The sequence below is a fragment of the Rhodococcus qingshengii JCM 15477 genome (genome assembly GCF_023221595.1).
In the GTDB taxonomy this organism is placed as follows: Bacteria; Actinomycetota; Actinomycetes; order Mycobacteriales; family Mycobacteriaceae; genus Rhodococcus_F; species Rhodococcus_F qingshengii.
This window is the reverse complement of the sequence record NZ_CP096563.1, coordinates 3,748,721-3,760,608: the sequence shown is the minus strand read 5'-3', so window position 1 is coordinate 3,760,608 and position 11,888 is coordinate 3,748,721. Positions and strand designations below refer to the sequence as shown.

The window sequence follows — 11,888 nt, the reverse complement described above, 5'->3', positions numbered from 1 at the left end:
GCATCCTGGGGATTTCCGAAGTCCATGTGACCGGCCACACAGTTAAAACCCGGCAAATCTGGACTACGGTGCTGCGACGCCTATCCTGGACAGCATGGCACGTATCACCGGAACTTGGCTCTCTGGGCCGCAAGCAGCTTTGCCGAAGAGCGCGGACGGCCGTGAGCAGTCGTACCGTGGCGAGCTCCTCGGTTTCCCTCAGGAGGGTCCGGGTTCGCTGGTCGGTTCGGGCCGTCGTATCGCGGCACTGTTGGTGGATTGGGTGATGGCTGTGGGAGTGGCCTCGCTCATCACCGGCGACTTCTTCGACGGTATGACCTCGACTGTCACGCTGATGGTGTGGTTCGCCGTCGGTGTCGTCACCGTGGCTCTGTTCAACTTCACCCCGGGGCAGTTCGTCCTCGGACTTCAGGTTGCGCGTATCGAAGGCCCGATCCGAGTGGGCTTCGTGCGCGCGCTCGGACGTCAGGCACTGCTTGTGTTCGTGATTCCCGCGACCATCACCGACATCGACGGTCGCGGTATGCAGGACCGCGCGACCGGCACTTTGCTCGTGAAATCGCGCTGACACAAACTTCTCGAACGAAGAAAGACCCGGGTCCGTGTGGGCCCGGGTCTTTCGTTTGCTGTGGGGGAGTGTCAGCGACGACGAATGGTTCGCTGCATTCCCTTCATCTTCGCGCCTCCGGGCATCGGGCCCTTGGGAAGCGCTGCTCCGCCGCCGCGTGCGCTCAGTGCAGCGAGGCGACCTTCGATGTTGTCCATGCGCTTGGTGTCGATGTTGCGGGGCAACTTGTTCAAGTAGCGCTGGAGCTGCGAGAGCGGAACCTGGCCCTCGTCGTTGCCGATGATGATGTCGTAGATCGGGGTGTCGCCGATGAGGCGGGCAGTCTTCTTCTTCTCCTGCGCGAGGAGGCCCTTGACGCGTTGCGGCGAACCCTCGGCGACGAGGATGACACCCGGCCGTCCGACGACGCGGTGAACGGCATCGAGCTGGGTGGTGCCGGCGACGGCATTCGTGACGCGCCACGCGCCCTGCATGTTGTCGAGCGCCCACGCAGCGGCACCGGCCTGGCCTTCAGCCTTCTTGTACACCGATTTCTGGACGCGGCGACCGAAGATGATGAAGGCGCCGAGGAGACCGAGAACGATGCCGATCGGCAGCAGGAACCACTGAAGGCCCCAGATGAGACCGACCAGGAAGAAGACCAGAGCCGCACCGACGAGGGTGCCGATCATCAGCGGCAGGAGGAGCTTGTCGTCCTTGCGCTGCATCTGGAATGCCTGCCAGAGCTGTGTTCTACGTTCCTTGGAAGCCTGCTTGCGGGCAGCCTTCGCTGCAGCCTTTGCCTCTTTGGTGGGTTTGCCCTTACCGGATTTGCTGCCGTTCGCCATGTACCCAGGATACGTCCATTGCTGTGCGCCTTTACTAACCGCCCGCGGTTAATAAAGGCGCACAGCAAAAAGTGGATCAGCGATTCAGGCGCGCCATGAGTGAGCTGGCTTCCTGGGAAGCGTCGCCGCCCTCGGTCAGATGACGCTGCGCCTCGGGAAGTTCACGGCCGTGATGTGCCATGGCCTGCGCATACAGGCGGCCGGCGCGGTACGACGAGCGAACCAACGGACCGGCCATGACGCCGGCGAAGCCCATCTCTTCTGCAGCCTTCGAGTGTGCGACGAACTCCTCGGGCTTGACCCACCGCTCGACGGGGTGGTGCCGGGGCGAGGGGCGCAGGTACTGGGTGATGGTGAGGATGTCGCAACCGGCGGCGTGGAGATCTGCCATCGCCTCGGTGACCTCTTCAGGGGTTTCGCCCATGCCGAGGATCAGGTTGGACTTGGTGACCAGTCCGTAGTCGCGTGCTGCGGTGATGACGTCGAGGCTGCGCTGGTACCGGAATGCCGGACGGATCCGCTTGAAGATGCGGGGGACGGTCTCGAGGTTGTGTGCGAGTACCTCGGGGCGTGAGGCGAAGACCTCGTCGAGCAGTTCGGGCTTGCCGTTGAAGTCCGGAACCAGGTTCTCGACGCCGGTGCCCGGGTTGAGTTCGTGGATCTTGCGGACGGTCTCGGCGTAGAGCCAGGCGCCGCCGTCGGGGAGGTCGTCGCGGGCGACGCCGGTGATCGTGGAGTACCGAAGGCCCATGGCCTGAACGCTTTCCGCGACGCGACGGGGCTCGTCGCGGTCGAGGGCTTCGGGCTTGCCGGTGTCGATCTGGCAGAAGTCGCAGCGGCGTGTGCACTGCTCGCCGCCGATCAGGAAGGTGGCTTCGCGGTCTTCCCAGCATTCGTAGATGTTGGGGCAGCCCGCTTCCTCGCAGACGGTGTGCAAACCTTCACGCTTGACCAGGCCCTTGAGCTGCGTGTACTCGGGGCCCATCTTTGCTCGGGTCTTGATCCAGTTGGGTTTGCGTTCGATGGGCGTCTCCGCGTTTCGGATCTCGAGACGGAGCAGCTTACGTCCTTCTGGGGCGATAGTCACGACAGTGATCCTACGCCCGGTGATTACTGCAACGGGGTTCGGGCGAGCCCGTCAGCTGTACTGAACGGTAGTAAAAGTCGGAGTAGGCGAGGCGCTTTCGAAGGTGACGCGCTCGACGTTCCGTTCGGTGACGGGCATGGTTCCGTCGAGAGCAGCGATCACTGCCTCGGTCACAGCGGGAGTGACTTCGTCCACGGTGACGTCGCGACCGAGTTCATGCGACAGCGTCGTGACCCCGGCGTCACGGATGCCGCAGGGAATGATGTTGTCGAATCCGGTCAGGACCGAATTGCAGTTCAGGGAGAAGCCGTGCAGTGCCACGCCCCGTTGGACGCGCACGCCGATGGCAGAAACCTTGCGCTCGGGCTTCCATTGCCCGTTTGCGAGTTCGGCAGGCAGCCAGACGCCGGAGCGGCCGTCGATGCGCCCGCAGTTCAGGCCGAGGTCCGTGCACACCGTGATCAGTGCTTCCTCGATGCGTCGGACATACCGCACCACGTCGATGGGCTCCGCCAGTTTCACGATCGGATATCCCACCAGCTGGCCGGGGCCGTGCCAGGTGATCTTCCCGCCGCGGTCGACGTCGATGACAGGCGTGCCGTCGACGGGACGATCTTCGGGTTCCGTGCGTCGTCCTGCCGTGTACACCGGCGGGTGTTCGAGGAGCAGTAGCGTGTCCGGTCCGATGTCGTCCGCCCGCGCAGCCGCGAGCTCACGCTGGCGGTCCCACGCGGCGTTGTAGTCGATCGAACCGAGTTGCTCGACGGCGATCGGCAGTTTCGAGAACCGGGCGGAAACGGCAGCGCTGCTCATGGACGTAGAGATTACGCCCGACTTCGGAATCAACCGAGTGCGGCCGCCAGCGCTTCGCCGATCGTGTTGTGGCGGAAAGAGAATCCCGCCCTTTCCAAAGCTGCGGGAATGGCGCGCTGGCCACCGAGGATGCCGCTCTTGGCGAATTCTCCGATCAACGCTTCGAGTGCGAACCCGGGAACGATCCAGGGAGCCGGTCGGTGGACCGCACGGGACATGGCGTCATTGAACTGGGCATTGGTGACAGGGGCCGGACCGGTCAGGTTGACGGGACCGGAGAGTTCGGAATTCGTGAGCGCGAATTTGATCGCGTCGCACTCGTCCTCGAGTGAGATCCACGGAAAGTACTGGCGACCGTTGCCCAGTCGCCCGCCGAGGCCGAACGAATAAAGGCGCCGAAGCCGACCGAGCATGCCCCCATGAGGTGAAATCACGACGCCGGACCGCAGATTGACGACGCGGGCACCCGCCGCACGCGCCGGTTCGGTGGCAAGTTCCCAATCGCGACACGTCGTGGCGAGAAAGTCTGTGCCTGCCGGCGAATCCTCGTCGACGATCTTGTCGCCGGTGTCGCCGTAATAGCCGACGGCGCTCGCGTTGGCGAGGACGGGAACCTTCTCACTCGCGACCGCTTCGGCCAAGACGTCGGTCGCGACGATGCGGCTGTCACGGATCGCTTGCTTGTAGGAACCCGACCACCGTTTGTCGCCGATGCCGACGCCGCAGAGGTTCACGACGGCGTCGGCGCCCTGCAGGACGGAGAGGTCCAGACGGTCGTGGTCCGGGTCCCAACGCGATTCGTCGGGGCCGGCAGTCGAGCGTCGCACCAGACGCACCACGTCGTGGTTGTCGGAGCGCAACGATGACACCAAGGCCGTTCCGATCAAACCGGACGAGCCGGCGATGACTACTCGCATTCGGAAAGCCTCCTTCGATTCAGCGTGCTTCGATATCCGAACGTATATCTCCGACCGTACTGAAAAAGCCGGGGCGCCACCTCCTGATGGAGATGACGCCCCGGCCGGCCGAGCAGTTGCTTACAGGCCCAGATCAGCTTCGAACGAGGCTTCTTCCAACCGCTGCTTCACAGTGGTGAGGAATCGGCCGGCGTCGGCGCCGTCGACCAGCCGGTGATCGTAGGTCAGCGGCAAGTAGATCATCGAGCGAACGCCGATGGACTCGTTGCCGTTCTCGTCGGTGACCACCATCGGGCGCTTGACGATCGCGCCGGTTCCGAGCATGGCCGCCTGCGGTGGTACCAGGATCGGGGTGTCGAACAGCGCGCCCTGGCTGCCGATGTTGGTGATGGTGAAGGTGCCACCCGAGAGCTCGTCCGGCTTCAGGCCACCCGAGCGTGCACGCTTGGCGATGTCGGCGATGGCGCGGGCCAAGCCGGCCAGGCCGAGATCGCCGGCGTTGTGGATGACGGGGGAGAGCAAGCCCTGATCGGTGTCCACTGCGATGCCGAGGTGCTCAGCGTCGTAGTAGGTGATCTGCTTGGCAGCCTCGTCGTAGCTGGCGTTGATGTTCGGGTGCGACTTCAGCGCCTCGACGACTGCCTTGGCGAAGAACGGAAGGAACGTCAGGTTGACGCCTTCGCGCTCGATGAAGCCGGCCTTGGCACGGGCCCGCAGGGCGACGATCTTGGTGACGTCCACCTCGAAGGTCTGCGTGAGCTGAGCGGTGTTCTGCAGCGACTCACGTGTCTTGGTGGCCGTGATCTGCCGAATACGGTTGGCCTTCTGCGTGGTTCCACGCAGGTGTGCCAGTTCGGGTCGGACGCCTGCGGCTGCGGTGGCGGCCGGTGCGGCCGCGGGTGCTGCAGCAGCGGGAGCGGCGGCGGGAGCCTTCTTGGCCTCCGCAGCGGCGAGCACATCCTGTTTGCGGATGCGGCCGCCGACGCCGGTGCCGGTGACGGTCGCGAGGTCGACGCCGTTGTCCGTTGCGAGCTTGCGCACGAGCGGGGTGACGTACGGGCTGCTGTCGCCGGAAGCTGCGGGGGCAGCCGCCGGTGCGGGAGCCGCAGCAGGCTTCGGAGCGGGTGCGGCCGGTGCGGCGGCAGGCTTGGGTGCTTCAGCCTTGGGTGCTTCGGCCTTCGGAGCTTCGGCCTTGGGGGCAGGGGGTGCTGCCGGTGCTGCGGGAGCGGCCTTGGGTGCCGGAGCCGCGGCGGGTGTGCCGGAGCCGACGACGGCCAGCTGGCCACCGATCTCGACGGTGTCGTCTTCCTGCGCATTGATCTCGAGCAGGATTCCGGCGACGGGGGACGGGATCTCTGTGTCGACCTTGTCGGTCGAGACTTCGAGCAGCGCCTCGTCGACGGCAACTTCGTCGCCGACAGCCTTGAGCCAGCGGGTGACGGTGCCTTCGGTGACGGACTCGCCGAGGGCGGGCATCGTCACGGCGGTACCTTCAGCGGAACCGCTCGAAGCGGCGGGTGCCTCGGCAGCGGGAGCTTCTTCAGCGGGAGCTTCGGCAGCCGGCGCTTCCTCGGCGGGAGCTTCCTCGGCGGCGGGGGCGGGTGCCTCTGCCGCGGGTGCTGCGGCTTCGCCGGCTTCACCGATCTGGGCGAGCTCGCCACCGATTTCCACGGTGTCGTCTTCCTGCGCGACGATCTTGGTCAGGACGCCGGCGACGGGAGACGGAATCTCGGTGTCGACCTTGTCCGTGGAGACTTCGAGCAAGGGTTCGTCGACTTCGACCGTGTCTCCTTCCTGCTTGAGCCACCGTGTGACAGTTCCCTCGGTGACGCTCTCACCTAGGGCTGGCATCTGGACGGAGAAGGCCATGTCTTTTGACTCCTCGACAGTTGTGTTCGGGTTGTTGAATTTTGTCGACTTGTGGTCGTAATACATTGTGCTCGAGTGGCGCGCGACGTGCGGCTACTTGTAGCTATTTTGCCGATGTCGACGCGCGGGCGCGGCGTCACCGTCGTTCATCTTTCCATTGATACGCCGGGCGTGTCCGATGAGGGGGATGCCGTCCGTTTCGGGTGTGTCGGCTACTGGCGAGTAGGTATGCGTCGGGGGTCCGGCTGTAACGTCGTAAGCGGACCAAACGGTATGTCGTGCGCAGGCACAACGGACATCGCCTGGCAAACTTGACATATCGCCGGGGTGCATCCGCGGCGTCGGTACCGAGGAGGGTACGACCGTGGGACTGTTCGATCGTTTCAAGCGTCCGCCGAGTGCGGCTCAGGCCGCAGCGCAAAGTGATGCGGATCATCTGGCGAATTGGGCGCACTCGCACGAAGGCGTCGAGGCCTATGTGGAACCGCAGACGACGGTGACCGAGGTGACCGTCGTCCTGGTTGCGAAGGACGGGGAGTGGACTCGTCGTCGTGTCGGCGGCGAACGTGGTGCCCGCAAATTGGGACAGGACCTGAAGATCCCGGTCTGCGACGTCCGCAAGACGGGATATCCGCAGCGTATGCGCGATCACGACGAACGTAAGCGAATCGAACGCAAGCGGGCCCGAGAGCAGGAATTACGCGACGGCGCCTGAACTGCTGTGCGCCTTTATTAACCGCGGGGGGTTAATAAAGGCGCACAGCAAGGGGTCAGCCGTTGACCGCGATGTCCTCCAGGACCGAGATCATCGTGCGAACGGGAACGCCGGTACCGCCCTTGCCGGTGTAACCCCACGGCCCTGAGGTGTTGTAGGCCGGCCCCGCGACGTCGATGTGCGCCCACTGGACACCCTCGGGAACGAATTCCTTGAGGTAGTGAGCTGCGACCAGCATGCCGCCCCAGCGGTGTGGGGTGACATTGGCCATGTCGGCGACCTTGGAGTCGAGATCTCCGCGCAATTCCTCCGGCAGCGGCATGGCCCAGCCGTTCTCGCCGACGCTCTGCGAGATGGAGGCGACGCGGTCACGGAACTCGTCGGTGCCCATGACTCCGGGGGTGCGGTTGCCGAGCGCGACCATCTGCGCACCGGTCAGGGTGGCGGTGTCGATCATGTAGTCGGGATTGTCCTCACCCGCGCGAACCATCGCGTCGGCAAGAATCAAACGGCCCTCGGCGTCGGTGTTGACGACCTCGATGGTGATTCCGCCGTACTGGGTCAGCACGTCGCCGGGACGCTGGGCGGTCGCGGACGGCATGTTCTCGGCCATCGGTACGTATGCGACGACGTTGACGGGAAGGCCGAGCTTGGCGGCAAGCACGACGGTGGAGATGACGGCTGCGGCGCCGCCCATGTCCGAGGTCATGTTCTCCATACCGGCGGCGGGCTTGATGGAGATTCCGCCGGTGTCGAAGGTGATGCCCTTACCCACCAGTGCGACCTTGCGGGCACCACGCTTCTTCGACGCGTATTCGAGGCGGACGAGACGCGGCTGGCGTGACGAGCCCTTGCCGACGCCGATGATTCCGCCGTAGCCACCCTTCTCGAGTGCCTTCTCGTCGAGAACCTGGACGGTGAGCCCGGCCTCGACGCCCAGTGCCTTCGCGCGCGCGGCGAACTCGGCGGGGTAGAGGTGGCTCGGGGGAGTGTTGACGAACTCGCGTGCGGTGGCGACGGCCTCGGCGATGGCAGCCGACCGTGCCAGCGTCGCTTTGGTCTCCTTCGTGCGCGGCGACGGCACCAGAAGTTCGACGCGGGCCAGTGGCTGCGAATCGGGACCGGGAGCCGTCATGGACGACTTGAATTCGGTGAAGCTGTACGCGCCCAACGCAAATCCCTCGGCGGCTGCACCGAGGTCGAGGATCGAGAGCGTGGTTGCGACGGTGTCGATGCCGGACAACGAGCGAGCTGCGGCGCCGGCGGACTTACGGATCTGCTCGCTGCCGAGCTTGTCGGCAGAGCCGAGTCCGACGGCGAGAACGCTGGTGACCGACAGTTCGCTCGGTGCCGGGACACGAGTGAGCTGCTCGGGCTTGCCCGTGGCGCCGACGGCGATGAGGCTGTCGAGGATCTCGGCGAGTACGTCTTCGGCGACGATGCCTTCGCTGAGTGCGATTTCGGGGCCGTCCGGACCCGACGTCAGACCGACGACCAGTATCTCTGCGCGCTTGGCGACTGTGCCGGCGAGAACGAGGTCGGGTCCCAACGATCGGGCTGTGCGAGTGCTCAAGGTGTCTCCTGTGAGGTGAGTGTGCGATGCGTCCGGTTCTGGCGGATGCCTGAGTCGATGTTAGGCCCTTTGCAGTTTGCGGACGGGCGATCGTCACGGCCGGGTGAGCTCTCGCTGCGGACATGTTTCGATCGGCGAAGTCCGATAGGTTGTGGGCCATGACCGACGAACAACTGTTGCAGGGCCCGATCCACCCCGTCCACGTCGAACTCGGCGCGACGTTCGCGCCGTTCGGGGGGTGGCAGATGCCGGTTTCGTACGCCGGCGTCGTGGCCGAACACACCTCTGTGCGTGAGAATGTCGGACTCTTCGACGTCAGTCACCTCGGCAAGGCCGTCGTGCGTGGCGCGGGCGCCGCGGAATTCGTGAACTCCGCACTGACCAACGATTTGAACAAGATCGGGCCGGGTAAGGCTCAGTACACGTTGTGCTGCAACGAGTCCGGTGGTGTCATCGACGACCTCATTGCGTACTACGTCAGCGACGACGAAATCTTCCTCGTCCCGAACGCAGCCAATACCGCGGACGTCGTTGCGGCTCTGGTCGCCCTCGCACCGGACGGAATCACCGTCGAGGATCAGCATCGTGCCTACGGTGTGCTGGCTGTGCAGGGTCCGAAATCGGTGGCGGTTCTGACCGCTCTGGGACTTCCCACCGAGATCGAGTACATGGCGTACGAAGATGCGGAATGGAACGGCGTGCCTGTTCGTGTGTGCCGCAGCGGTTACACCGGTGAGGTCGGCTACGAACTCCTGCCGCGGTGGGAGGACAGCGAGCCGTTGTTCCGCGCGCTTCTCGAGGCAGTGCGCGCCGAGGGTGGGCAGGCCGCCGGACTCGGCGCCCGTGACACTCTTCGTACCGAGATGGGGTATCCGCTGCACGGGCATGAGCTTTCGCTCGAGATTTCTCCGCTCGAAGCGCGCTGCGGATGGGCGATCGGTTGGAAGAAGCCGACATTCTGGGGCAAAGAGACCTTGACCGACGAGAAGGCTGCCGGCCCGGCTCGCAAACTCTGGGGGATCAAGGCTCTCGATCGCGGCGTGCTTCGTGCCGGCCTCGGTGTTCTGCGTGACGGCGAGGCAATCGGCGAGACCACCTCGGGGACGTTTTCGCCCTCGCTCAAAGTGGGAATTGCGTTGGCGCTCCTCGATTCCGGTGCCAATGTCTCGGCCGGCGACGAGATCGAAGTCGACGTCCGTGGTCGTGCTCTTCGGTGCGTCGTGGTGTCTCCTCCGTTCGTGGAGACCAACACCAAGTAGAGAGCTTTTTCACGTTCGATAGGATTGCGCCCATGACAGGTGCCGCCGATTTCGTTCGTGTTCAGAGCTCGTCCCCGAAGTCCGACGCCGAGCGCCGTGACATTTTGGCGGCGCCCGGCTTCGGGCGGCACTTCACCGACCACATGGTCTCGATCGACTACACCGCGGGCAAGGGCTGGCACGACGCCCAGGTGTTGCCGTACGGAAACATCGAGCTCGATCCGGCCGCAATGGTTTTGCACTACGGACAGGCCATCTTCGAGGGCCTCAAGGCATACCGTCAGCCGGGTGGCGAGATCAGCTCGTTCCGCGTCGAGGCCAACGCCGAGCGTTTCGCGGCATCTGCGCGCCGTCTGGCCATGCCGGAGCTCCCGTCGCAGATGTTCATCGATTCCATCACCGAACTGATCGACGTCGATCTCGACTGGGTTCCCGCAGCCGGTGGCGAGGACGCGCTCTACCTCCGTCCGTTCATGTTCTCCACCGAAGCCGGACTCGGTGTCCGTCCCGCCGACGAGTACCGCTACCTGCTGATCGCCTCGCCTGCCGGTGCGTACTTCCCGCGCGGCGTCAAGCCGGTCAGTGTGTGGCTGTCCACCGAATACGTTCGCGCGGCCCCCGGTGGTACCGGCGCGGCCAAGTTCGCCGGCAACTACGCCGCTTCACTCCTCGCCCAGGCGCAAGCCGCCGACGAGGGTTGCGACCAGGTGGTCTGGCTCGACGCCATCGAGCGCACGTACGTCGAGGAAATGGGTGGAATGAACCTGTTCTTCGTCTTCGGCTCGGGCCCCGACGCTCGCCTCGTGACGCCGTCGCTGTCCGGTTCGTTGTTGCCAGGCATCACGCGCAACTCGTTGCTCGCCCTTGCCGCCGATTCCGGTTTCGCCGTCGAGGAGCGCAAGATCAGCACCGACGAATGGCGCACCAAGTGCAAGAGTGGTGAAATCACCGAGGTCTTCGCTTGCGGCACAGCAGCAGTCATCACCCCCGTCGGACGCGTCAAGTCCGCCGAGGGCGAGTTCACCATCGCCGACGGCGAGCCGGGTGAGGTGACGATGGCACTGCGCGACACCCTCACGGGTATCCAGCGCGGAACCTTCGCCGACACCCACGGCTGGATGACGAAACTTCACTGATCGCTGGTTCGTTCCGCGAGCAATCGCTCCCGGAAGAACTGCAGAATCTCGTCTCGTGCGACGGTGGTGGGCGATCCCGCCTCGTCGACGAGATGAGCCGTCACCACGCTGTGTGGATTGGCAATGACGTGTTCGAAGAACGGCGACGTTGTCGCGTTGGCCGCTTCGTCGGGTAGTACCTTCCCGACGAAGCGCTCGCCCAAGGCCTTCGAATAGGCGGCGAATCGTTGTGCGCGGCAGAACGAGTCACCTCGAAAGCGGTATGCAAGCACCGTGAGGTCTTCGGCCTCGAGTCTCGAGCGCACGGCTTCGAGTTCTTCGGGCCCGTTGTCGGTTTCGTCCGGTCGATCGAGCGGTAACGACGGTTGGGCGAGAACCGGCGCGATGACCGAGGGTTCGAGCATCATCGACAACGCGAAGTTACCGGTGAAGCACATTCCGATCACGCCGACGCCAGGTCCGCCGCTCTCCTCATGGGCGGAAGCGGCGAGTGAACGCAGCCAACGGACCGCCGGACTCGGTTCGTCGGCAGCGAGGGTGCGGAATTCTGCACTGACGCAGGCTCTCTTGAACACCGTCAGCCCCTCGTTCACTGTGGGGACCGCGCCGTCGCGGCCGAACAGTGACGGAACGAAGACAGTGAAACCGGCGTCGCGCACCCAGCGGGCGAATCGCGCTACATGCGGGCTGATGCCCGGCATCTCCGGCATGACGATTACTGCGGGACCGGTGCCGGCCACGTACACGGACTTCGCCACTGCGTCGATGGTGATCGTTCGACGGTCGAAGTCTTCGAGCGGATCGTCTTCGGTCATGCTCCGGTTCGGCACGGTGAGCCCTCTCAGTAGTCGAAACAATTCCTCTGCACAGTCTTTCGGCGCGGGATCGACTACAGAAGAGGGCGGTTCGCCATGTTTTCGGGCGGGCTCGCCTCGCACCTATCCGGCGCCGCCGTTGCGGAATCGCTTTCGGTAGTCGGCCGGGCTGATGCCGACGCGGTCGGTGAACAGGCGACGAAAGGTTCCAGGATCCTGATAGCCGATGTGCCCCAGGATCTTTCCGAGAGGCCAGTCGGTCGATTCCAACAACCGTTTGTCAAGGGACAGTAGGAACTGCCCAGGGGC

At 64.7% G+C, this 11,888-nt stretch carries 12 protein-coding genes; 4 read left to right on the top strand and 8 right to left on the bottom strand.

Annotated features, from left to right (window positions below; all coding sequences use genetic code 11):
• Positions 1–94 precede the first annotated feature (94 nt).
• Positions 95–568, top strand: coding sequence for an RDD family protein (locus M0639_RS17090; RefSeq protein WP_003941579.1), 474 nt, complete (start codon positions 95–97; stop codon positions 566–568).
• Positions 569–639: 71 nt separating this feature from the next.
• On the opposite strand, the gene M0639_RS17085 is transcribed toward M0639_RS17090, so the two are convergent.
• From M0639_RS17085 to sucB, 5 genes are all read right to left on the bottom strand, one after another.
• On the bottom strand, positions 640–1,395 hold the full coding sequence (locus tag M0639_RS17085) for a DUF4191 domain-containing protein (protein WP_003941625.1): 756 nt from the start codon (positions 1,393–1,395) through the stop codon (positions 640–642).
• 76 nt (positions 1,396–1,471) lie between these two features.
• On the bottom strand, positions 1,472–2,482 hold the full coding sequence (lipA, locus tag M0639_RS17080) for a lipoyl synthase (protein WP_064075450.1): 1,011 nt from the start codon (positions 2,480–2,482) through the stop codon (positions 1,472–1,474).
• Between the two features lie 51 nt (positions 2,483–2,533).
• Positions 2,534–3,295 (bottom strand): lipoyl(octanoyl) transferase LipB, encoded by a 762-nt coding sequence (gene lipB / locus M0639_RS17075; protein WP_003941602.1) that lies wholly within the window; start codon positions 3,293–3,295, stop codon positions 2,534–2,536.
• A 29-nt stretch (positions 3,296–3,324) separates the two neighbouring features.
• A complete protein-coding gene (locus M0639_RS17070) occupies positions 3,325–4,212 on the bottom strand; it encodes a TIGR01777 family oxidoreductase (protein WP_064075449.1) in 888 nt (295 codons plus the stop codon).
• Between the two features lie 120 nt (positions 4,213–4,332).
• On the bottom strand, positions 4,333–6,081 hold the full coding sequence (gene sucB, locus M0639_RS17065; RefSeq protein ID WP_050655824.1) for a 2-oxoglutarate dehydrogenase, E2 component, dihydrolipoamide succinyltransferase: 1,749 nt from the start codon (positions 6,079–6,081) through the stop codon (positions 4,333–4,335).
• A gap of 364 nt (positions 6,082–6,445) precedes the next feature.
• On the opposite strand from sucB, the gene M0639_RS17060 reads away from it, so the two are divergent.
• Positions 6,446–6,796, top strand: coding sequence for a hypothetical protein (locus tag M0639_RS17060; protein WP_064075448.1), 351 nt, complete (start codon positions 6,446–6,448; stop codon positions 6,794–6,796).
• Between the two features lie 55 nt (positions 6,797–6,851).
• Here the strand turns inward: M0639_RS17060 and M0639_RS17055 are convergent, their stop codons facing one another.
• Positions 6,852–8,369 carry a leucyl aminopeptidase gene (locus M0639_RS17055; RefSeq protein ID WP_007730044.1) on the bottom strand — a complete coding sequence of 506 codons (1,518 nt, stop codon included), beginning with the start codon at positions 8,367–8,369 and terminating at the stop codon, positions 6,852–6,854.
• Positions 8,370–8,527: 158 nt separating this feature from the next.
• On the opposite strand from M0639_RS17055, the gene gcvT reads away from it, so the two are divergent.
• Together gcvT and M0639_RS17045 are read left to right on the top strand one after the other, a co-directional pair.
• Entirely contained in the window at positions 8,528–9,628 is a 1,101-nt protein-coding gene (gcvT, locus tag M0639_RS17050) for a glycine cleavage system aminomethyltransferase GcvT (RefSeq protein WP_003941726.1), read from the top strand.
• A 32-nt stretch (positions 9,629–9,660) separates the two neighbouring features.
• Positions 9,661–10,764: a branched-chain amino acid aminotransferase gene (locus M0639_RS17045; protein WP_003941766.1), complete on the top strand. Its 1,104-nt coding sequence runs from the start codon at positions 9,661–9,663 to the stop codon at positions 10,762–10,764.
• On the opposite strand, the gene M0639_RS17040 is transcribed toward M0639_RS17045, so the two are convergent.
• Positions 10,758–11,579, bottom strand: coding sequence for a dienelactone hydrolase family protein (locus tag M0639_RS17040; protein WP_082661511.1), 822 nt, complete (start codon positions 11,577–11,579; stop codon positions 10,758–10,760). The genes M0639_RS17045 and M0639_RS17040 overlap by 7 nt on opposite strands.
• A gap of 123 nt (positions 11,580–11,702) precedes the next feature.
• Positions 11,703–11,849 (bottom strand): AraC family transcriptional regulator, encoded by a 147-nt coding sequence (locus tag M0639_RS17035; RefSeq protein ID WP_248671207.1) that lies wholly within the window; start codon positions 11,847–11,849, stop codon positions 11,703–11,705.
• Positions 11,850–11,888: the final 39 nt, after the last annotated feature.

Bases quoted from the DNA above. Each gene is read 5' to 3' on its own strand.
- gcvT (WP_003941726.1), top strand. From the start codon at position 8,528: ATGACCGACGAACAACTGTTGCAGGGCCCGATCCACCCCGTCCACGTC.
- sucB (WP_050655824.1), bottom strand. From the start codon at position 6,081: ATGGCCTTCTCCGTCCAGATGCCAGCCCTAGGTGAGAGCGTCACCGAG.
- M0639_RS17045 (WP_003941766.1), top strand. From the start codon at position 9,661: ATGACAGGTGCCGCCGATTTCGTTCGTGTTCAGAGCTCGTCCCCGAAG.
- M0639_RS17090 (WP_003941579.1), top strand. From the start codon at position 95: ATGGCACGTATCACCGGAACTTGGCTCTCTGGGCCGCAAGCAGCTTTG.
- M0639_RS17085 (WP_003941625.1), bottom strand. From the start codon at position 1,395: ATGGCGAACGGCAGCAAATCCGGTAAGGGCAAACCCACCAAAGAGGCA.
- M0639_RS17040 (WP_082661511.1), bottom strand. From the start codon at position 11,579: ATGACCGAAGACGATCCGCTCGAAGACTTCGACCGTCGAACGATCACC.
- lipB (WP_003941602.1), bottom strand. From the start codon at position 3,295: ATGAGCAGCGCTGCCGTTTCCGCCCGGTTCTCGAAACTGCCGATCGCC.
- M0639_RS17070 (WP_064075449.1), bottom strand. From the start codon at position 4,212: ATGCGAGTAGTCATCGCCGGCTCGTCCGGTTTGATCGGAACGGCCTTG.